Consider the following 20,489-nt stretch of genomic DNA (forward strand, 5'->3'; position numbering starts at 1 on the left):
ATTTATTTATTTGACTGCCTGAATTTCCACAATAAACAAAAGTCTTACTTATTTTATCGGTGAAATCTGATTTTGTCTATCATTTCAGCAAAAAGATTGTTTACCTTCTTCTTTTTTTATCATTTGATAAGGTTTCCAACCTTTTTTCTGCTACCAAGTATAATTTTTTGACAAAATATTCTTTGCGTAGCAGAATAACAGTGTATTAATTGTATTAATTGAGGATGCCGTTTCACAGCACCCCTAATAAAGGAGGAACTTTTGATATGACAGTAAAAGTAGGTATTAACGGATTTGGGCGTATTGGCCGTCTGGCTTTCCGCCGCATCAAAGAAGTCTCAGATGATATTGAAGTAGTAGCAATCAACGACTTAACAAGTCCAACTATGTTAGCACAATTATTGCAATTTGACTCTACTCATGGTACTTATCCTGGCACAGTTACTGCAACAGAAGACTCAATCGTAGTGGATGGCGAAGCAACTCGTGTTTATGCAGAACCCGACGCAAGCAAAATCCCTTGGGCAAAAGAAAACGGTGTAGATATCGTACTAGAATGTACTGGTTTTTATACATCTGAAGAAAAAGCAAAAGCGCATTTAGATGCTGGTGTCAAACGAGTAGTTATTTCTGCCCCAGCTGGTGCTATGAAAACCATCGTCTATAACGTCAATGATGATACATTAGATGAAAACGACAAAATCATCTCAGCAGGTTCATGTACAACAAACTGTTTAGCACCTATGGCTTATTTCTTAAATAATGAATTTGGGATCGAAGTTGGTACAATGACAACAGTTCATGCCTACACTTCCACACAAATGCTCTTAGATGGACCTGTAAAAGGCGGTAATTTGCGTGCTGCTCGTTCAGCTGCTGACAATACTATCCCACATTCTACTGGTGCTGCGAAAGCAATCGGCTTAGTTATCCCTGAGCTACAAGGAAAATTACAAGGACACGCACAACGTGTTCCAGTCGTTGATGGTTCATTAACTGAATTGGTTTCAGTATTGAAAACAAAAGTAACTGCTGATCAAGTAAACGAAGCAATCAAAAAACACACAGTTGACAATCCTTCATTCGGGTATGATGACCGTCAAATCGTTTCTAGCGATGTCATTGGAACAACTCAAGGTTCGATCTTTGACCCAACGCAAACAGAAGTAACAACTGCTGGTGATTTCCAACTTGTTAAAACTGTTGCATGGTATGACAATGAGTATGGATTTACTTGCCAAATGATTCGCTTACTAGAAAAATTCGCTAACTTGTAATTTGATAGATCAATCGATAAAAGAAGCCTTTGACTGGATCCAGTCAAAGGCTTCTTTCTTTTCATCCCCTACTTTTAAACTCGTTCAATGAACATATTGGCTTAAAAATTGTTGGACTACTTGCTGATATTTTTCAGGATCTGTCTTGTATGCTTCCGCATGCTCGGCTCCTTTTACAACATACTTTTCTTTTGGTCCCTTCGTTGCACGATAGACCTTATCTAACATTTTAAATGGTACAAATGTATCTTCGTCTCCATGTATAAAGAGCATTGGGCGCTGGTTTTTCTTCAATTGTTCCACTGCATTTGCTTCACCGAAAAAGTAGCCAGCACGGACTTTTGTCACTAGACTCGTTACTTGCATAAGCGGAAATGCTGGAAGACTAAACATATCGTCTAGCTGATAGGCAAGCTCATCATGGACGGAAGAATAACCGCAATCTTCAATGATTGCTTTCACATTATCTGGTAGCTTTTCTCCGCTAGTCATCATAACTGTTGCTGCTCCCATGCTGACACCGTATAGAACGATTTCTTGCGATTTTCCATTGTTTTCTAGCACTTTGTTTATCCACTGTACATAGTCTTTACGCTCTGGCCATCCAAATCCAATGTAATCCCCTTCGCTTTTTCCATGTCCTCTTGCATCAGGAACAAGGACATTGTAACCCATATCATGAAACATCTTTGCGTAATTGGTCATCGTTTCAGCGTTTCCCATATAGCCATGAGCCACAAGAGCTGTTTTTTCACTTTTCGTTTTAGCAGGAAGATAAATCGCTGATAATTTCAGACCGTCTTTTGAAGTGATGGTCCAATCGCTTCGGTTTTCTTTTGAACTAAACCATTTATGTGCATCCGTTTCTTTGGATGTCTGTGTTGTACCAGGTGTATCTTCGTCTAAAAAGTCTTTCTCAGAAGGCACAACAGCATAATTATAAAAATAATTCCCTGCAAACACTAACGCAACAATCAGAGCTAAAGCGACGCCTAAAAGGATTTTCATCCAAAGTTTCATAAATCATCCATCTCATTTCTCTTTTTTCATATAACCTTGAATTAGTATAATCAAAGAATCTCTACTATGCAATGTTCATTTTTATAACCTATAAAAAAACAAAATAAAAAAGCAGAAATAACTGGCTATTTCTAGCGGATTATTTCTGCAATAACTAATTATCTATTTTTTATTTTCAATTAATTTAAAGCTTGACCATGGTTTCAAAAAGTCAAGGAGGAATAATTCGTCATCGGAGATTCTTCCTACAACATTGACACGTCCGTCGTTTTTCATATCCTTCAAGGCGATTTGTGTTTCTCCTTTGTATTGACCGTACCCTTCATTGTCAATCAGTACATCCCCATGATGCATATCTCGCGTATTATGAGGCGGGAAATCTTTATCTTTGTAGTATACACGAGTCATCGTTGAACGAAGGATATATTCTGAGCGATCCCCTCGATAACTATGAAGGTTATCAAACAAGCAGATTCGTTCGTTTTCTGTAATACCTTCTTCCGTATCTACTTTCAATGTTGGATAATCCGCGTTAAATGCTTCTGCCATTTCTTTCAATTCTTCTTCACTTGCGTACGCATTTCCAATAGAAATATCATCAATCAATCCTGTAAGGATTAAATGCTTCACTTGTGTCGCAATTTCAAGATCTCGATGGTCTTCCAGCGTGCACAAGCCATCTTGCGTAGGCCAAGGGCCAAACTCAGCAGATTGCGAATTGACGAATGCCATCGTATTCAAATTATATTTTCTGAATTTTTCTGAACAAAAAACAAAGTGTTCGTATCCTAAACCAGAGTATCGATGAGGATAAAAATTATGAGAACCTAATAAATTATCCGTATTTGGTGAATAACTCATGATGTTGTCAACGTAATTCGTGCCCGAACTCATATTAATCTCGATTTTGATACCAAAAGGATTGCGCGTCATTTTTGCTTCTTCTGCTCCTGTGAATCCGATATCTAAGCGGACCCCGTAGGCACCCATCTTATGGAAAAAAGATAAGTCATCGTAAGAAATCTCCAACTGTTCAAATAACGCTGGATTGATATCAACCATTACTTCCATGCCTAGGCTATTCGCGTAATCAACTACTTCTTTAAATTCTGAAAGAACTTTTTCTTTATCATCATTGATCTGCAGCAAACTGGTAAAAACCCGTTTATACCCATACTTATGAGCTAAATCCAAGTACGCTTTGTCCTTTTCAAATGTTGACCGTTCTGGATAAATCGAGATTCCTAATTTTCCCATATTACCATTTCCTCCTGCATCTTTTCGTTTTTGTATCCACTTACATTATAGCAAACACAAAGTAAATGGTCTACACCTTTTCTTTTTCTTTTAAAATAAATGATAAATTCCAATAATTTAAGTAGGTATTTTCCCTCTATTTTGTTATCATTAAAGATAACAAAATAGTAAATTGGAAAGGAACAGTTATGAAGAAAAATAAAGTTATTTTAAGTATTAGTTTAGCAGCAGCATTGCTGTTTGCTGCTGGTTGTTCTGCAAACAACACGACTTCTTCTAGTTCGTCTACAGAAAGTTCAAAAAGTACATCTACTGCGGAAAGCACGACTGCCAGTAGCGTCGATTTGAACGCATTGGAATTACCACAATTGACGAAAGATGTCGCCGAAAATGAAGATCTGGTCGAAATGGTGACGAATAAAGGCACAATCAAAATCAAATTATTACCCGAATACGCACCAAAAGCGGTTGAAAACTTTATGACACATGCAAAAGACGGTTACTACAACGGACTAACTTTCCATCGCGTCATCAAAGATTTCATGATCCAAGGTGGCGATCCTAAAGGCGATGGCACTGGAGGGGAAAGCATTTGGGGAGAAGGATTTGAAACAGAGATCAACAACCACCTTTACAATATAAGAGGTGCGTTATCTATGGCTCGCTCACAAGATCCTAACAGTAACGGCAGCCAGTTCTTTATCGTTCAAAATACAGATGATATGCATGATGGTCTTTTAAAAGACGACTATCCTCAAGCAATCATCGACGCTTATAAAAACGGTGGTTATCCTTCACTAGATGGCCATTATACTGTCTTCGGCCAAGTGATCGAAGGAATGGATGTCGTAGATGCTATTGCAAATATCGAAACAGATAGTTCAGACAAACCAAAAGAAGAAGTAAAAATCGATAAAATCAATATACTGCAAGAAGCAAAACAAAAATAAAAAAATAACGTCTGAATCCCGCATAGATGACAACGTATGCTAGGATTCAGGCGTCTTCTTTTTACATAAAAAGCAAGTAAGCTTCCTTCTGTTTTGCTATATCAGGTTTTATAGTCAAGCATTTTGGTTGACGATGAACGTGAACTCGCACTCACAGACTTTTTTATCATCTACATATGCTGCAGATAACGCTGTACCGACTGATCCCTTCATTTTGGTGATTTCAAAATGACATTTCAGCACATCTCCTGGAACAACTTTTTGACGGAATTTGGCCTTATTGATCCCACCGATATAAGCTCTTTTTCCTAGAAACTCTTCTGATTTTAGGATAAGTATCGAACCTGCTTGTGCCAGTGTTTCTAGAATCAACGCACCCGGCATCACTGGATTGTCAGGAAAGTGACCTTGGAAAAAATCTTCATTGATTGTTACATTTTTTGTCGCAACGATCTTTTTTCCTGGTTCTAAAGTATCTACATAATCAATATAACAAATAGGATAACGATTAGGGATCAAGTCCATTACTTCAGTAGCAGATAATACGTAAGACATAATTAAACTCCTTCTTTCAGGCAATTGCCATTTTCATTACTTTGACTATCAAAGTATCATATTCCTAAATATTTAGCAATCTTTTTTTAATTTAAGAAAAAATAGTTTGACAATCAAAACATTTTGACTAATAATTAAGAAATCAAGAAGTTATTTTAGCTATTATTCTCTATTTTTTACGACTATCAAATTTTTATCAGAAACAAAGGAGAGTCATTATGTCATTTCTAGAAGGAAAAAAAATCGTCATTATGGGCGTCGCTAACAAAAAAAGCATTGCTTGGGGTTGTGCTGAAGCAATGTTGAAACAAGGGGCAGAAATTATCTATACTTACCAAAATGAACGAATGAAAAAATCATTAGTCAAATTGGTCGGCGAAGAAGCATTCACTGTAGAATGTGATGTTTCTAGCGACGAAAGCATCGAAAAAGCAATGAATGCCATCGGTGAATATGCTGGGGAGATCCACGGCCTTGTCCATGCAGTTGCTTACGCCAACAAAGAAGAATTGTCCGGAAATGTGTCTGATATTTCCAGAGACGGCTATCAATTAGCTCAAGATATCAGCAGCTACTCTTTAATTGCTGTATCAAAATACGCACAACCGTTTCTTGCACCAAATAGCGGAATCGTTAGCATGACTTATCTAGGTTCAGAGCGCGCAATCCCGAATTATAACATGATGGGTATCGCGAAAGCTTCTCTTGAAGCAGCTATCCGTTATTTGGCAGCTGAGTTTTCACCTAAAGGCATCCGAGTCAATGGTATTTCAGCTGGAGCAATCAAAACATTAGCTGTTACAGGGGTTAAGGACTATCAAAAACTGATCCAGTTATCTGAATCTCGTACGCCTGATCAGCAAGGTGTAACGATCGAAGAAGTCGGTAATGCTTGTGCTTTCTTGATCAGTCCTCTTTCCAGCGGAATCATCGGTGATATTATCTACGTTGACAAAGGTGTCCATCTTTCATAAACTTTTGTTGCATTCTTTAAAGTAAAACATATAAAAATCAGGAAAAAACTTTTTAAAGTCTCTTCCTGATTTTTTCTTTTTTACGTTTTTTTCAACTCATTACTTTGAAATTATTCCACGACTTCAATCCAGCCTTCTGGTGCTTCTATGTCTCCAAATTGAATACCTGTCAATTCATCATACAACCGTTTTGTTACTGGTCCTACTTCCGTTTCACTATAAAATACATGAAGATTGTTATTGTGATAAATCCCACCGATTGGAGAAATAACAGCCGCTGTACCACATGCACCAGCTTCTGCAAATTGATCTAGATCATCAATGAAAATATCTCCTTCTATTGCTTGAAGTCCTAGTCGCTCTTCGGCTAATTGCAGCAAAGAGTATTTCGTGATACTTGGTAAGATAGATGGCGATTGTGGAGTGATGAATTTTCCGTCTTTCGTAATCCCAAAGAAATTTGCTGCACCTACTTCTTCGATTTTCGTATGTGTGGCTGGATCAAGATAAACACAATCTGAGTAATCCAGTTCTTTTGCTTCTGTTCCTGGAAGTAAACTCGCTGCGTAATTTCCGCCGACTTTTGCTGCGCCTGTTCCCTTAGGAGCAGCACGATCGTAATCAGATACAATAAAGTTCGTTGGTTTTAGCCCACCTTTGAAATACGCTCCTACTGGCGTACAGAAGACGACAAATAAGTATTCTGGAGCAGGATGGACACCAATGTTTTCACCGACCCCAATCAGTAAAGGGCGCAAGTATAATGTAGCGCCTGTTCCATAGGGCGGCACAAAATCTTCATTTGCTTTTACTACTTGCTTGACAGCATCAACGAACATTTTTTCAGGGACCATTGGCATCAGCAATCGTCTAGCACTTTGATTCATCCGTCGACTATTTTGTTCAGGTCGAAAGAGATTGACCTTGCCGTCTTTTCGACGATAAGCTTTTAAACCTTCAAAACATTGCTGACCATAATGAAGCGCTGGAGAGCCTTCATGAATCGTCAGGTAATTATCTTCTGTCAATTCTCCTTCTTCCCATTGTCCGTCTTTCCATTTGGCAATAAAACGCCAAGGAGTTTTGATATAAGAAAAACCTAGATTGTTCCAATCGATTTGCATATACTTACCACCTTCGTTATTTTCTCCACATTTTATCATTATCCATATTATTTGTCATTTTATTTTCAGCTTTTTTCCTTCATTATAGTTATTTTTGCTATTTCCTTTTTTGAAAACTTCTTGGTACAATACAGAAAGAATCAAATTTTAGAAAAGAGGATTTTATGTTTTCATTATTAGCAACTGCCGGTACGACAGACTCTTCTGGCGAGACATTGACAGATCAAGCTGTCAGCAAAGTAAATGCGTTTCAGCGATTTTGGGACGGGATTGATTGGGACGCCATTTTGGCTGCCTTTATCCAAAAAAGTTTATATTTGGTTTTTTTGATCGTCCTTTTTTGGATTCTTCACCGTGTAGGAAAATATCTGATTGATAAGTCTTTCAATCAATATTCTAAAAAAGCCATTCTAAACGAGAGCCGCTTAAAGACTTTACATAGTCTTTTAAATACTATTTTTCATTATACTCTTGGTTTCTTCTTTATCTATGCAATTTTATCTGCTATAGGTGTGCCGATCGGATCACTTTTGGCTGGTGCCGGAATTGCAGGTGTGGCGATCGGTCTTGGTGCCCAAGGGTTCATGAGTGATGTTATTACCGGATTTTTTATTATCATGGAACAACAGATGGATGTTGGGGACTACATCAAGCTAGCAAACTTAACGATTGAAGGAACCGTCGTATCTGTTGGTATCCGTACCCTTCAGCTAAAAGCAACGGATGGTACTGTCCATTTCATCCCGAATCGAAACATCACCACGATTAGCAATCTCTCTCGTGCAAATATGCAAGTACTTTTAGATATCCGGATCGTTCCTGAAGAAGGATATGACAAAATCTATGAGATTATTGATCGAGTAAATCATACATTAGCTGAAAAATACCAAGAAGAGCTTCAAACTGAACCTTCCATCTTTGGATTAGTGGATCTTGGAAACAGCAATTTTGCGATTCGTACGGTCTGCTACGCATTGAACGGAAAACAATATGCCTTAAAAGAAGAGTTCTTGAGCTCCTATGTCAAAGAATTGACAGCTTCTGGTTTCACGATTCCGAACAGTCCAATTGCTGTCGGAAAATAATTTGGACAAACGATGCAACGAATCTCACTAAAAAGAGCGTGGGACAAAAGTAAAGAACACTTTTGTCCCACGCTCTAAACACGTATAAACGGCGGAAGCAGAAGCAACTCCTTCGGAAATAAGCTGAAATTCACAAAAATTTGAAAAGCAATTTTCGTGAATTCCTTCTTATTTCTTGGAGTTAAACGCTTTTGTCCCAGCCTCTTTTTCAAGATAAAGTCAAAACTGGTACGCTGTTTTTTCTCCTTATTTTTTGATTATCTTTTAGTTTCTCGTTCTTTAGCTCACGATATCGATTTGTTCTTTTAATTCTTCGATTTTCGGAGACAATATATTACGACGTTCTAATTCATGCACCATGAAGTTTACGGCTTTAAGCAGCTCTTTTCTTGTAATGATTCCTTTGAAAATCCGATCTTCTATGACAACCGGTAAAAAAGGCGAATCGACTAACAAATGGAGTACTTCTTCTAGTTCCCAATTTTCATCAATTGTCGGAACATCTGTTTCTGTCACATCAGCAACCGTTAGTCCTTCTAACGGGTCCATGCTGATTGTTTGCAAGTCAATCATTTTATTGACCACATCTGATAAACTTACTAGTCCTACAAAGTGATCATCTTTTCCTAATACAGGAATTTTGGAATAACCGACCTTCGATAACACAAGTAAACCATGGGATAATGGATGATGATACATAACATTTGCCACATTTTCTGCAGGAATCAAAAACGTTTCCTGATTTTCCAGCAGCATTTCTCTTACTATAGGTCCAATCATCTGATGGCCTCCATTTCTATTTCATTCAACACTACTATTTTACCGAAACCGGATGCAAAATTCATAAAATAAAGCTTATTTTTATTAAAAATTAGAGTTTTTTTATTCAGCGCTCTCTCGAAAAAGAAAAGGCCAACTCTTCAACTGCCTGATGGGCACGGTTATAGTATTGAACAGAAATTTGGTCATCTAAACTTTCGATAAGAGCATATGATGGGATTTGGATCGGGCCTCTAGGCTGAGAAATGCTACCAGGATTCAAAAACAGGATTTTCTGATCCATCTCACAGCCTATTTGATGGGTATGACCAAAAAACACCATATCGGCAGTTGCAGCTCGAGCTTCGATTGCTAACTGTGTCAAACCAAATCGGACATTCGATAAATGACCATGAGTCATAAATACTGTATCCTGACCAGTTTGGATCACTTTTTTCTGTTCGAATCCTGGTCCATAATCACAATTACCTTGAACCACTTGGAATGTATCCCATAATGGGTCAGAAGCTTCTAATTCCGAATCACCACAATGGAAAAAGATATCCACTTCAGAACGATAACGATCTACTAAGTCAACGAGGATATCTCTGTCTCCATGATTATCACTTACTACTAAATACCGCATCTATCTCTCTCCTTCCAGCCATTGTTTCCACTCGGCACTCAATTTTTTCATTGCTTGAGCCCGATGACTGATCTTGTTTTTTTCTTCGCTCGATAATTCTGCTGCTGTTTGTTTCTTACCTTCTGGGATAAATAAAGGATCATACCCAAAGCCATTTTCGCCAGATGGTATACGGGCTACTCGACCGGGCCATTCCGCTTCTACTACAAGGCTGTCTTTTTTGGGTGCCGCGAATACTAATGTACAATGGAATTGTGCTGTTCTTTTTTCATCCGGCACATCTGTCAATTCATATAATAATTTTGCGTTATTCCCCGCATCACTTTTTTGTTCCCCTGCAAAACGTGCAGAATAGATTCCTGGCATACCGCCTAAAGCATCCACTTTCAAACCTGAATCATCTGCTAAGACTGGCTGATCAAGCAATTGTGCAATCGTTTCTGCTTTTAATCGGGCATTTTCTTCAAATGTGCTGCCAGTTTCTTCCACATCTGGCAATTCAGGATAGTCAAGTAATGTTTTTACATGATATCCCGCTTCTTTGAACATATTTCGAAACTCTTCTGCTTTTCCTGGATTTCTTGTCGCAATGATGATTGTTTTTGTTTCTTCTATCCGCTCATCATTTTGAGCAAACTCTGTTAGCAAAGCATGTTTTTGCTCTTTGATCAAATCTTCAATCGCGTTTTTTCCAAAAAAGAGCATTTCATTCAACTGTTCACCATCAAACGTTGCTTCTTCTCCAGTTCCTTGAATCTCCACGAATTTTCCAGATTCTGTCATTACAAGATTCATGTCTACAAGTGCTGCGGAATCTTCTTGGTAATCCAAATCTGTGACGCAAGTCCCATCTGGTAAGATTCCTACGCTAACTGCAGCAAGATGTTCTTTTATTGGATCTTCTGACAATTCTTTTTCTCTTAAAAGTTTTTCAATGGCTAATTTCAATGCCACGAACGCCCCAGTGATACTTGCTGTTCTAGTACCGCCATCCGCTTGGATCACATCGCAGTCTACGATGATACTACGTTCTCCTAATTTTTCCAAGTCTACTACTGCACGCAAGGAACGACCAATAAGACGCTGGATTTCCATTGTTCTACCAGAAAGTTTTCCTTTGCTGCTTTCTCTACGATTTCTCGTACTCGTTGCTCGAGGCAGCATACTATATTCTGCTGTCACCCATCCTGTTCCTGTTTCTCTCAAAAAAGGGGGAACAGAATCTTCTATTGTTGCAGAACAAATAACTGTTGTATCACCAAAACGGATCACAACCGATCCTTCTGGATATTTGAAAACATTTGTTTGAAGCTCCAGTTTGCGAAGCTCTTGGGCTTTTCTCCCGTCATGACGCATCCTTATTTTCCTCCCAATTCAATATGATCTACATTTAGGTGTCCGATTCCAAGCCAGTCTTCAGCTATTTCCTCGAAAAGTTTGGCAGAGCCAGTTGTATAAAACTGGCATAATGTCCGACCATTTTGCGGTGAATTGCTCAGATTGAAATAATCTAACAGCATAGATACTTCACCTACTGTTTCTGCTCCAGAATCGATCAGTTGAACATTTTCACCCACTACATTTTGAATGATGGGGCGTAATAATGGATAATGGGTGCATCCTAAAATCAATGTATCGATTTTTTTAGTCGTTAAGGGAGCTAATGTTTCTGCTACGATTTTTTTCGCCACCGATGAATGGTATTCATTACTTTCGACAACTGAAACAAATTTTGGGCAAGCAAGACTTGTCACAGTCAATTCTGGTACTTTCTCTTTCAGTGCTTTTTCATAAGCTCGACTTTTTACCGTACCAATCGTACCAATAATGCCAACTTGTTTATTTTGTGTTTTTTTTACTGCCGCTCTAGTACCGGGAAGGATCACACCGATGACTGGAATAGAAAGAGCAGCTTTGATTTCTTCTAAAGCCACTGCAGTTGCGGTATTGCAGGCGATCACCAGCATCTTGATTCCTTGATCCACCAGATAATCCGTCATTTCCCAAGTATACTGGATTACCTGTTCCGCAGGTCTCGGGCCATATGGGCAGCGTGCCGTGTCTCCTACAAATAAAATATTTTCATTCGGTAATTGTTTCAGGGCTTCTTTTACTACAGTCAAGCCACCGACACCTGAATCAATAAATCCGATAGGGCGATTATCTGTCAATCGTATCATCCTTTTTTTCAATAAATTCTATCCTCCCTATTGTGTACTTTTTAGCGTGATTTTTCAAGTGCTCTCCCTTTTTTAAAATAATCAAAACCTCTGCTTTTCTAATTTTAAAGAAAAAAAGCCGGTTGTGACTTTAGTTTGCCACAACCGCTAAAAGAATCATCTATTAATAACTGTACCGTCTCTTTTCCAAGTAACCGGAAAGCAGAGAAAGCGCGTAACATACCACGAAGTACATAAGTGTCATGATGATGAACATCGGAAGCACATAATTGGTGTTCTGTCCATAAATAATACGTGCCTGATGAGAAAGTTCAGGTAAAGAAATGATTACTGCTAATGAAGTATCTTTGATCAGTGAAATCAATTGGCTCACAATTGCCGGGATCATTGATTTAAATGCTTGCGGTAACACGATCGTTCGCATCGTTTCTACATAAGTCAGTCCCGTTGATAATCCTGCTTCCATCTGTCCTTTTGGAACAGCATTGAGTCCAGCTCGGAAAATTTCCGACAACATAGCTGACTCAAAAATCGTTAATGCTGCAACAGCAGACCAAAAGATGTTCATCTGAATGCCGATTTGAGGTAAGGCAAAGTAAGTGAAGAAAATGATCAATAATAATGGAAGATTCCGTATAATGTCAATCACTACACCAAGGATTTTGGAAAAGAAAGGGATATTCGCAAAACGAATCACACCTGTCAGACCACCGATCAAGAAACTAAAAATGATCGAAAACAATGAAACTTCAACAGTAACCTTTAATCCTTCCAATAAAAAACGGATATTCATCCATGAAAAAGCGCCGCTAAAATCCATGTATTTCCCCTCCTTCTATGAACGAACCGCCCATTTTTTCTCAAGATAAACCATTAAGTAAGATAACGGTAGCGTGATAACTAAGTAAAATAACCCAACGATGATATACGTATCGAAGGTATTGAATGTTTCACTGGCGATCAAGTCTCCTTGATACATCAAATCTAAACCAGCTACGATTGCTAAAATAGATGAGTTTTTCACGAGGTTGATAAATTGGTTGCCTAATGGCGGAATAACAATTTTGAATGCTTGCGGTAAAACAATATAACGCATGATTTCTGAATAGGTAAAGCCAGAAGATAGTCCTGCTTCTGTTTGACCTTTTGGTACGGTTTGAATCCCTGAACGTACTGTTTCAGCAATAAAAGCAGATGTATAGATCGTTAATCCAATCGTACCTGCTTGGAATCCATCTAGATTAAACCAATAAATCGGTACGACAACATAAAAAAACATCACGATGATTAATAATGGAATGTTTCTAAAAAATTCTACATATGCCTTTGCTAAGGCGCTCACTACTTTATTCTTTGATAATTGGAAGATTGCCATTAACGTTCCGATAATCAAACTAAACACAAGTGCTAAGACACTCGAAAACAATGTGATCTTGAACCCGTCGACAAAGATTGGTCCATAAGTCTGTATCAATTCGCTCATTGCCTCTCCCCCTTACTCTACTTTTCCTTCAGTTTCATTTGGAAACCATTTTTGATAGATTTTATCGTATGTGCCATCTGCATGCATTTCCTCTAGCGCTTGGTTAACAGCTTTCAAGAAGTTTTCTTGCCCTTTGTTGATCGCAATCCCGTAAGGCTCATTAGTAAATGTTCCACCAACTAACTCATACTCTGGATTTTCATCTGCAATCCCTAACAAAATCGCATTATCTGTAGTCATCGCGTCTCCCTGACCAGATTGTAAAGCAGTGAATGCTTCTGCATAGTTTTCTAATTCTAAAATTTTTGCATCTGGTGCATGCTGTCGGATATTCGCAGCCGATGTAGAACCTTTGACTGCTAGAACCGTTGTAGAAGCATTCAAATCATCTACACTTTTGATTTGACTTCCCTTCTTTACCAACAAAGCTTGGCCAGCATCGAAATAGACATCTGAAAAGTCGACCTGTTTTTTTCGTTCATCTGTGATCGTCATCGTTGCAATAATTGCATCGATATTTCCGTTTTTCAATAATGGAATCCGAGTTTTAGAAGTGACTTCAACAAATTCTGTTTTTCCATTGTCACCAAGGATCTTTTTAGTGATTGCTTTTGCAATATCTACATCAAATCCTTGTACAGTTCTGCTCTCAATATCCATCATTCCAAATAATCGAGTATCATACTTGACACCCCAGATGATTTCATTGGTAGATTTGCTTCTCTCTAAAATATCTTCATTTGCCAACCCATTTCCTTTACATCCGGCTAGTGCAAGAAAAGCAATGCCTAAAAGGAAAATCAGGCGTATTTTTTTTAACCTGCGCATCTTTTTCCTCCTATCAATGATTGATAACTTTACTGATAAATTGCTGTGTTCGGACTTCATTTGGATTTTCGAAAAAGTCTCTCACATTTCTGCTGTCTTCCAATACTTCTCCATCAGCCATGAAGATGACACGATCCGCAACTTCTTTGGCAAATCCCATTTCATGTGTCACGACAATCATTGACATACCGTCATGAGCCAATTTTTTCATAACGTCTAATACATCACCAATCATTTCTGGATCCAAAGCAGAAGTAGGCTCATCAAACAGCAGCATCTCAGGATTCATTGCTAAACCTCTGGCGATTGCCACCCGTTGCTGTTGTCCACCGGATAACATGGAAGGATAAGAATCTTTCTTATCTAACATATTGACAGTTTTCAGAAATTTCTCAGCGTTTTTGACTGCAGTTGCCTGGTCTTGCTTCAACACTTTGATTGGTGCTAATGTGATGTTTTCCAGAACAGTTTTATTTGGGTACAAATTGAAATGTTGGAAAACCATGCCGATGTTTTTTCGGACTTCTGTCAGTTTTGTCTTTTTATCATGCAAGTCAGTATCATTAATCAGCAGCTTACCTGAAGAGATCGTCTCTAATCCATTGATACAGCGAAGCATCGTGCTCTTTCCTGAACCAGAAGGACCAATGACAACGACAACTTCTCCTTTCTCGAATTCGAGATTGATATTTTTTAATGCGTGGAACTTGCCATAATATTTATCCACGTGATCAAATTTAATCATTGCCATAGAATTACACTCCCATTATTATTTAGTAAGATTTCTTTTAAAGATGTATAATAAAATACATTATATCTGATAGTTTAGTAATTTGTAAAGTTTCTTAGAACGTTTATTCTCCCATAAATATTTCTTCCATTTCTAATCTATTAGTTATTTTATCCTCTTTCCTTGTTTTTTCCTTAGGAACTGTTGTTTCTTTTCAGGAAAAACGGTAAGATATTAAGTGCTCAGACTTACAAATCGTAAAGAGGTGTCTTTTTTGAAAAATATTATTTTAACGGGAGATCGACCAACTGGGAAGCTGCATTTAGGGCATTACGTCGGTTCTCTAAAAACCCGAGTGGCTATGCAGGCAGATGAAGACAACCAACTGTTTGTCATGATTGCTGACATGCAAGCACTGACAGATAATGCTAAAAATCCTGAGAAGGTTTCATCAAATGTCTTGCAAGTTGCTTTAGACTATTTAGCCGTGGGATTAGATCCTGCAAAATCTACTTTATTTATCCAATCACAAATTCCGGAATTAGCTGAATTAACCATGTATTATTTGAACTTAGTCAGCGTAGGACGTGTTCGGCGCAATCCGACTGTCAAAACAGAAATCGAACAAAAAAAATTCGGTGAAAGCGTGCCTATAGGATTCTTTATCTATCCTGTTTCTCAAGCAGCAGATATCACTGCATTCAAAGCGAATCTTGTACCTGTTGGTGAGGATCAAAAACCAATGCTAGAGCAGACACAGGAAATCGTACAAAGCTTCAATCATACATATGGTGAAGTCTTGGTGGAACCAAAAGGCGTATTCCCACCAAAAGGAATGGGTAGATTACCTGGAATCGATGGAAATGGCAAAATGAGTAAATCGTTAGGAAACGGTATTTATATCTCCGATCCTGCCGATGTCTTACAGAAAAAAGTCATGAGTATGTATACTGATCCAAACCACATCCATGTACAAGATCCTGGACAAGTAGAAGGGAATATGGTCTTCACCTACTTGGATGTATTCGGAACAGATAAAGAAGCAATTGAAGAAATGAAAGCTCATTACCGCCGCGGCGGACTTGGTGATGTAAAGATCAAACGATACCTCATTGATGTATTGGAAGCTGAATTTGCACCGATCCGTGCGCGCCGAGAAGAATTGGAAAAAGATCCTTCAGCTGTTATGGAAATCTTACGTAAAGGTAGTGAAGAAGCTGCTAAAGTAGCTGCACAAACACTTTCTGAAGTAAAATCAGCAATGGGAATCAATTACTTCCATTAATTCATTTACTCTAAAAAAACAGGCTGTAAAGGCCTGTTTTTTTATCTCGTCTCTGTGCTATTCCTTTTTTAAAATCAAAAAAAGAGATGTGACGAAGTTGTGTCACATCTCTTTTTCAAATGTATGGTCTTCAAAAGCTACTTGATCGTTACTTACTATATTTTCCCTCTTAGCGAATACTTGCCTCTAGGTTTTCTACCAACGCTTTTTCGACTTTTTCCATTGCTTTATTGATTTCTTCATCTGTCAATGTTGCTTCTGGGTTGACGAATGTCAGGCTATACGCCATGGATTTATGTCCTTTTTCAATGTTTTCTCCTTGATAGACATCAAATAATTGGATATCTGTTAAAAATCTTCCGGCAGCAGAACGGATAACTTCTGTTAATTCCTGATTTGTCACAGTTTCTTTTACAAGCAAAGCGATGTCCCGGCTGACTGCTGGGAATTTTGTCACTGCTTCGAAAACGATCCCTTTTTGAGCAGCTTCCACTACAGCAGATAAATCAAACTCAGCAACATATGTTTCTGGAATATCATAACTTTTTGCAATCGTTGGATGCACTTGACCGACAAAACCAATAAATTGTTCGCCAAGGTAAATCGCAGCAGTTCTTCCAGGATGCATTTCCTTCATTTCTGTCACTGTTTGATAATGGATATCTTCAGTGATGCCTAGTTGTTCAAATAAGTTTTCTAAAAGACCCTTGATGGTGAAGAAGTCTACATTTTGAGCTTTCGTCTGCCAATCTTTTTCTTTCCAAATACCAGAAATAGCGATTGCTGCATGTTTTACTTCTTGCGGCAGATGTGTACGTGGATCATTTTCTTGGAAGAATACCCGCCCAATTTCATATAAAGCAATCTCTGTATTTTTTCGAGCAGTGTTATAACTGATATCATCTAATAGTCCGCTGATCAAATTCATTCGCAATACAGAACGTTCTTCGCTCATTGGCCAGTCCAAACGTGTAATATTACTTTCATTTATAACAAACTGTCTTGATTTTTCTTCTGTTGTCAATGCATAACTGATTGCTTCGTTCAATCCGCTTCCTTCAAAGATTGTACGAATTTTACGAGTAGTTTCTTGTTCTTTTGACAAGCTTCCAGCAACCGTTTCTCCACTTGGAAGTGTAGATGGCAACTGGTCGTATCCATAAATACGAGCAATTTCTTCGATAATATCTGCTTCGATTTGGATATCCCAGCGTCTTGGTGGTACTACTACGGAATAAACATGATCCTTTTCTTCATAGCTAAATCCAAGTGCTTCAAAAATCTCATTTACTTCTTTAACGACAAGAGATGTTCCTAAATATTGATTGATGCGTTCAAGTGAAATCTTCACTGATACGTCTTCTGCTTTGATCTCTGAACCTTTGACCGCGCCTTGTAGAACTTCCCCACCCGCAAGAGAAACGATCATTGCTGCAGCAACCTCACTGGCTTCTCCAACAGTCGCATGGTTGATTCCTTTTTCAAAACGTGCAGAGGATTCACTACGCAAATTAAATTGTTTTGCTGTACGACGAATCGAAATTGGATCAAATAAAGCAGATTCTAGTGCAACTGTTGTTGTTTCATTCGTGATCTCTGAGTCTAACCCTCCCATGACACCAGCTAAAGCAACTGGTTCTTTGCCGTTAGTAATGACGAGATTGTCAGTTGTCAATTCCCGAGATTCTCCATCTAGTGTTACTAATGTTTCATTTTCTTTTGCACGGCGGACAAGGATCTCTTTTGATTTCAATTTGTCGTAGTCAAATGCATGTAGTGGTTGTCCGAATAAAAGCAAAATATAGTTCGTCACATCTACTACATTGTTGATTGGACGAATGCCTTCGTTCATCAAAAGATTTTGCAGCCATTGAGGACTTGGCTGGATTCTTACTCCTTCAATGATTCTGATTTGATAAGCAGGAACTGCTTCTTTATCTTCAACTTCCACTTGAATTTTATCGCTAGCAGGACGTGAGGATTCTACCAGCTTTTCGTCATCGAATGTAGGAGTCTGACGATAAATTGCCCCAACTTCATAAGCTACGCCACGCATTGACAATGCATCCGCACGATTCGGTGTGATAGACAATTCAATAATCGAATCATCCATATCCAAATAAGGAAAAACTGGATCGCCATTTACAGCTTCTTGTGGCATATAATAGATACCTTCAGCGTATTCTTTCGGTATAACACTATCTGAATAGCCAATTTCTTGTAATGAGCAAATCATGCCATTTGATACTTGGCCACGCATTTTTCCTTTTTTGATTTTTACATTACCAGCGATACGTGAGTTAGGAAGTGCAACAATCACTTTGATTCCAACCTTCACATTAGGCGCTCCACAAACGATTTGAGACAGTTCGTCTTCGCCAATATCGACTTGACAAATAGAAAGGTGATCAGAATCTGGATGTGGTACGCATTCCTTGACTTCACCGACAACGATTTTTTTCAAGCCTTCTTCTGGAACCGCGATTCCCTCGACTTCGATTCCTGTTACAGACATTTTATCCGCTAATTCTTTTGGTGTTACATTCGATAAATCCACATAACGATTAAGCCATTTATATGAAACTAACATTTTCTTACTCCCCCTTGAACTGACTTAAGAAACGTAAGTCATTTTGATAGAAATTACGGATATCATTCACTCCATACCGCAACATAGCTACGCGGTCTGGTCCAAGGCCGAAAGCAAAGCCTGAATATTCTTCTGGATCGATTCCTGACATCTTCAACACATTCGGGTGCACCATGCCAGCTCCTAAAATCTCGATCCAGCCAGTGTATTTACATACGTTACAACCGGCACCCCCACATTTGAAACAGCTGACATCTACTTCTACTGATGGCTCCGTAAATGGGAAATAACTTGGACGCAAACGGATTTCACGATCTTCCCCAAACATTTTTTTCATTACGACTTCTAATGTTCCTTTAAGGTCGCCCATCGTGATGTTTTTATCAACAACTAGCCCTTCAATTTGATGGAACTGATGGCTGTGGGTCGCATCATCTGTATCTCTGCGGAAAACTTTCCCTGGCGAGATCATTCGTAGAGCACCCTTAGAGAAATCATGTTTTTCCATTGTCCGTGCTTGGACTGGTGAAGTATGTGTCCGAATGAGTATCTCGTCTGAAATATAGAAAGTATCTTGCATGTCCCGTGCTGGATGATCTTTTGGCAGATTCATCCGTTCGAAATTGTAATGATCAGATTCTACTTCATATCCTTCTACGATCTGATAGCCCATACCCACAAAAATATCTTCAATTTCTTCCATGATTTGTGTCACGATATGACGTGTACCATGTTTTACTTTTCTACCAGGTAGTGTCACGTCTATTGTTTCTTTTGCCAAAGCTGCATTCAACGCTTCTTCTTCTAATACTTGTTTTTTTCGCTCGATCTCTTCTGTCAAAAGATCTCGGATCTCATTTGCGAAACTTCCGACTTTTGGTCGCTCTTCTGGACTTAGATCTTTCATCCCACGTAATACTTCTGTGATCGGTCCTTTTTTTCCTAACGTTTCAACACGTATTTGATTTAATTCATTTAAATCTTGTGCCGCTGTGATTTTGACGAGCGTTGCTTCTTTCAAGCTCTCTAATTGTGCTTGTAGAGACATGTGCTTGTTCCTCCTTTAAATTCCAAATACAAAACAAAAAGACCTCATTCCTGTTAAGGAACGAGGTCTTCGCGTTACCATCCTAATTTGCGGATAAATGACTTACACCGCACTCTTACTTCGTTAACGACAATTGCCGGTCTGATTTTATCAGACGAACTCGGAAAGTGAACTTCATTTTTCAAACACAGGATCTGCTTTCAGTCTGCGACAGATCTCCCTGAACTGGTTTAGCCAAACTACTCTTTTTCGTCATCGTTCTTTACTTATTCGTATGGACTATAGTTTACAAGATTTTTTTTACAAAATCAACCGCATTCTTCCTCTGTGACCCATTTTTCGCTCCAAACTTGTATTTGACGCATCGCTTTTTGCAAGTCTGCTCCTTTTTCAGTCAAGAGATATTCTGAACGGCTCTTTTCGCTACAGGCAAAGTTTCGAGTGACTATTCCTTCTTTTTCTAATTCCTTCAAGCGTTCGACTAATACTCGATCACTGACCATCGGGATTTTTGCCGCAAGCTCAACAAAGCGTTGCGGACCGTTTTCGAGTAGTACATCGATAATCAATCCGTTCCATTTTTTTCCTAAAATAGAGAATGTTTTTTCAAATTTAGGGCATAAAACGAATTCTGTCTGTGTTAGCTCCATCATACTCACCTCTTCCCAGAGTATAGCATAATCCTTACAAAACATAAG

The 20,489-nt window shown here is 38.5% G+C and carries 20 protein-coding genes; 5 read left to right on the plus strand and 15 right to left on the minus strand.

The genetic code is table 11. The annotated features are described in order from the left end of the window. Positions 1 to 266 precede the first annotated feature (266 nt). On the plus strand, positions 267 to 1,277 hold the full coding sequence (gap, locus tag RBL01_RS07010; RefSeq protein ID WP_002289734.1) for a type I glyceraldehyde-3-phosphate dehydrogenase: 1,011 nt from the start codon (positions 267 to 269) through the stop codon (positions 1,275 to 1,277). An 84-nt stretch (positions 1,278 to 1,361) separates the two neighbouring features. On the opposite strand, the gene RBL01_RS07015 is transcribed toward gap, so the two are convergent. Together RBL01_RS07015 and RBL01_RS07020 are read right to left on the minus strand one after the other, a co-directional pair. Continuing rightward, complete coding sequence (locus RBL01_RS07015) at positions 1,362 to 2,297, minus strand: alpha/beta hydrolase (RefSeq protein WP_072538629.1); 936 nt, start codon at positions 2,295 to 2,297, stop codon at positions 1,362 to 1,364. A 162-nt stretch (positions 2,298 to 2,459) separates the two neighbouring features. Then, positions 2,460 to 3,554 carry a DUF871 domain-containing protein gene (locus RBL01_RS07020; RefSeq protein WP_002295800.1) on the minus strand — a complete coding sequence of 365 codons (1,095 nt, stop codon included), beginning with the start codon at positions 3,552 to 3,554 and terminating at the stop codon, positions 2,460 to 2,462. Positions 3,555 to 3,742: 188 nt separating this feature from the next. On the opposite strand from RBL01_RS07020, the gene RBL01_RS07025 reads away from it, so the two are divergent. Beyond that, entirely contained in the window at positions 3,743 to 4,504 is a 762-nt protein-coding gene (locus tag RBL01_RS07025) for a peptidylprolyl isomerase (protein ID WP_002318728.1), read from the plus strand. 114 nt (positions 4,505 to 4,618) lie between these two features. On the opposite strand, the gene fabZ is transcribed toward RBL01_RS07025, so the two are convergent. After that, positions 4,619 to 5,059, minus strand: coding sequence for a 3-hydroxyacyl-ACP dehydratase FabZ (gene fabZ / locus RBL01_RS07030; protein WP_002309395.1), 441 nt, complete (start codon positions 5,057 to 5,059; stop codon positions 4,619 to 4,621). Positions 5,060 to 5,277: 218 nt separating this feature from the next. On the opposite strand from fabZ, the gene fabI reads away from it, so the two are divergent. After that, the gene (gene fabI / locus RBL01_RS07035; protein WP_002295795.1) at positions 5,278 to 6,033 is read left to right on the plus strand and encodes an enoyl-ACP reductase FabI; all 756 of its coding nucleotides are present in this window, start codon (positions 5,278 to 5,280) and stop codon (positions 6,031 to 6,033) included. A gap of 110 nt (positions 6,034 to 6,143) precedes the next feature. Here fabI and RBL01_RS07040 read toward each other — a convergent pair whose 3' ends face one another. Next, the gene (locus tag RBL01_RS07040; RefSeq protein WP_002321517.1) at positions 6,144 to 7,196 is read right to left on the minus strand and encodes a branched-chain amino acid aminotransferase; all 1,053 of its coding nucleotides are present in this window, start codon (positions 7,194 to 7,196) and stop codon (positions 6,144 to 6,146) included. Positions 7,197 to 7,321: 125 nt separating this feature from the next. Between RBL01_RS07040 and RBL01_RS07045 the strand changes: the two genes are divergently transcribed. Beyond that, on the plus strand, positions 7,322 to 8,242 hold the full coding sequence (locus tag RBL01_RS07045) for a mechanosensitive ion channel family protein (protein ID WP_002327061.1): 921 nt from the start codon (positions 7,322 to 7,324) through the stop codon (positions 8,240 to 8,242). A gap of 279 nt (positions 8,243 to 8,521) precedes the next feature. Here RBL01_RS07045 and cbpB read toward each other — a convergent pair whose 3' ends face one another. From cbpB to RBL01_RS07085, 8 genes are all read right to left on the minus strand, one after another. Then, positions 8,522 to 9,022, minus strand: coding sequence for a cyclic-di-AMP-binding protein CbpB (gene cbpB, locus RBL01_RS07050; protein WP_072538630.1), 501 nt, complete (start codon positions 9,020 to 9,022; stop codon positions 8,522 to 8,524). 106 nt (positions 9,023 to 9,128) lie between these two features. Next, positions 9,129 to 9,647 (minus strand): metallophosphoesterase, encoded by a 519-nt coding sequence (locus RBL01_RS07055; RefSeq protein ID WP_002288030.1) that lies wholly within the window; start codon positions 9,645 to 9,647, stop codon positions 9,129 to 9,131. Further along, on the minus strand, positions 9,648 to 11,003 hold the full coding sequence (gene rph, locus RBL01_RS07060) for a ribonuclease PH (RefSeq protein ID WP_002319030.1): 1,356 nt from the start codon (positions 11,001 to 11,003) through the stop codon (positions 9,648 to 9,650). Between the two features lie 2 nt (positions 11,004 to 11,005). Continuing rightward, a complete protein-coding gene (racE, locus tag RBL01_RS07065; protein ID WP_033602723.1) occupies positions 11,006 to 11,827 on the minus strand; it encodes a glutamate racemase in 822 nt (273 codons plus the stop codon). 163 nt (positions 11,828 to 11,990) lie between these two features. After that, on the minus strand, positions 11,991 to 12,647 hold the full coding sequence (locus tag RBL01_RS07070; protein WP_002295785.1) for an amino acid ABC transporter permease: 657 nt from the start codon (positions 12,645 to 12,647) through the stop codon (positions 11,991 to 11,993). Positions 12,648 to 12,662: 15 nt separating this feature from the next. Then, a complete protein-coding gene (locus RBL01_RS07075; protein WP_002288038.1) occupies positions 12,663 to 13,310 on the minus strand; it encodes an amino acid ABC transporter permease in 648 nt (215 codons plus the stop codon). Positions 13,311 to 13,322: 12 nt separating this feature from the next. Continuing rightward, positions 13,323 to 14,138, minus strand: a complete 816-nt coding sequence (locus RBL01_RS07080) for a transporter substrate-binding domain-containing protein (RefSeq protein ID WP_002288041.1) — start codon at positions 14,136 to 14,138, stop codon at positions 13,323 to 13,325. Between the two features lie 13 nt (positions 14,139 to 14,151). Further along, positions 14,152 to 14,889 (minus strand): amino acid ABC transporter ATP-binding protein, encoded by a 738-nt coding sequence (locus tag RBL01_RS07085; RefSeq protein ID WP_307780882.1) that lies wholly within the window; start codon positions 14,887 to 14,889, stop codon positions 14,152 to 14,154. 253 nt (positions 14,890 to 15,142) lie between these two features. Between RBL01_RS07085 and trpS the strand changes: the two genes are divergently transcribed. Continuing rightward, positions 15,143 to 16,153, plus strand: coding sequence for a tryptophan--tRNA ligase (gene trpS / locus RBL01_RS07090; protein ID WP_002319028.1), 1,011 nt, complete (start codon positions 15,143 to 15,145; stop codon positions 16,151 to 16,153). Between the two features lie 169 nt (positions 16,154 to 16,322). On the opposite strand, the gene pheT is transcribed toward trpS, so the two are convergent. The 3 genes from pheT to RBL01_RS07105 form a co-directional block, all read right to left on the minus strand. After that, positions 16,323 to 18,743: a phenylalanine--tRNA ligase subunit beta gene (pheT, locus tag RBL01_RS07095; RefSeq protein WP_195419113.1), complete on the minus strand. Its 2,421-nt coding sequence runs from the start codon at positions 18,741 to 18,743 to the stop codon at positions 16,323 to 16,325. A gap of 4 nt (positions 18,744 to 18,747) precedes the next feature. Next, the gene (pheS, locus tag RBL01_RS07100; RefSeq protein ID WP_002295783.1) at positions 18,748 to 19,791 is read right to left on the minus strand and encodes a phenylalanine--tRNA ligase subunit alpha; all 1,044 of its coding nucleotides are present in this window, start codon (positions 19,789 to 19,791) and stop codon (positions 18,748 to 18,750) included. A gap of 308 nt (positions 19,792 to 20,099) precedes the next feature. Next, positions 20,100 to 20,441 (minus strand): winged helix-turn-helix transcriptional regulator, encoded by a 342-nt coding sequence (locus RBL01_RS07105; protein ID WP_002295781.1) that lies wholly within the window; start codon positions 20,439 to 20,441, stop codon positions 20,100 to 20,102. Positions 20,442 to 20,489 lie beyond the last annotated feature (48 nt).

Origin of the sequence: Enterococcus sp. SB12, from assembly GCF_030910025.2 — a bacterium.
In the GTDB taxonomy this organism is placed as follows: Bacteria; Bacillota; Bacilli; order Lactobacillales; family Enterococcaceae; genus Enterococcus_B; species Enterococcus_B faecium.

Excerpts from the sequence above, each read along its gene's own strand:
- gap (WP_002289734.1), top strand. The coding sequence starts at position 267 with ATGACAGTAAAAGTAGGTATTAACGGATTTGGGCGTATTGGCCGTCTG.
- RBL01_RS07015 (WP_072538629.1), bottom strand. The coding sequence starts at position 2,297 with ATGAAACTTTGGATGAAAATCCTTTTAGGCGTCGCTTTAGCTCTGATT.
- RBL01_RS07020 (WP_002295800.1), bottom strand. The coding sequence starts at position 3,554 with ATGGGAAAATTAGGAATCTCGATTTATCCAGAACGGTCAACATTTGAA.
- RBL01_RS07025 (WP_002318728.1), top strand. The coding sequence starts at position 3,743 with ATGAAGAAAAATAAAGTTATTTTAAGTATTAGTTTAGCAGCAGCATTG.
- fabZ (WP_002309395.1), bottom strand. The coding sequence starts at position 5,059 with ATGTCTTACGTATTATCTGCTACTGAAGTAATGGACTTGATCCCTAAT.
- fabI (WP_002295795.1), top strand. The coding sequence starts at position 5,278 with ATGTCATTTCTAGAAGGAAAAAAAATCGTCATTATGGGCGTCGCTAAC.
- RBL01_RS07040 (WP_002321517.1), bottom strand. The coding sequence starts at position 7,196 with ATGATAAAATGTGGAGAAAATAACGAAGGTGGTAAGTATATGCAAATC.
- RBL01_RS07045 (WP_002327061.1), top strand. The coding sequence starts at position 7,322 with ATGTTTTCATTATTAGCAACTGCCGGTACGACAGACTCTTCTGGCGAG.
- cbpB (WP_072538630.1), bottom strand. The coding sequence starts at position 9,022 with ATGATTGGACCTATAGTAAGAGAAATGCTGCTGGAAAATCAGGAAACG.
- RBL01_RS07055 (WP_002288030.1), bottom strand. The coding sequence starts at position 9,647 with ATGCGGTATTTAGTAGTAAGTGATAATCATGGAGACAGAGATATCCTC.
- rph (WP_002319030.1), bottom strand. The coding sequence starts at position 11,003 with ATGCGTCATGACGGGAGAAAAGCCCAAGAGCTTCGCAAACTGGAGCTT.
- racE (WP_033602723.1), bottom strand. The coding sequence starts at position 11,827 with ATGATACGATTGACAGATAATCGCCCTATCGGATTTATTGATTCAGGT.
- RBL01_RS07070 (WP_002295785.1), bottom strand. The coding sequence starts at position 12,647 with ATGGATTTTAGCGGCGCTTTTTCATGGATGAATATCCGTTTTTTATTG.
- RBL01_RS07075 (WP_002288038.1), bottom strand. The coding sequence starts at position 13,310 with ATGAGCGAATTGATACAGACTTATGGACCAATCTTTGTCGACGGGTTC.
- RBL01_RS07080 (WP_002288041.1), bottom strand. The coding sequence starts at position 14,138 with ATGCGCAGGTTAAAAAAAATACGCCTGATTTTCCTTTTAGGCATTGCT.
- RBL01_RS07085 (WP_307780882.1), bottom strand. The coding sequence starts at position 14,889 with ATGGCAATGATTAAATTTGATCACGTGGATAAATATTATGGCAAGTTC.
- pheT (WP_195419113.1), bottom strand. The coding sequence starts at position 18,743 with ATGTTAGTTTCATATAAATGGCTTAATCGTTATGTGGATTTATCGAAT.
- pheS (WP_002295783.1), bottom strand. The coding sequence starts at position 19,791 with ATGTCTCTACAAGCACAATTAGAGAGCTTGAAAGAAGCAACGCTCGTC.
- RBL01_RS07105 (WP_002295781.1), bottom strand. The coding sequence starts at position 20,441 with ATGGAGCTAACACAGACAGAATTCGTTTTATGCCCTAAATTTGAAAAA.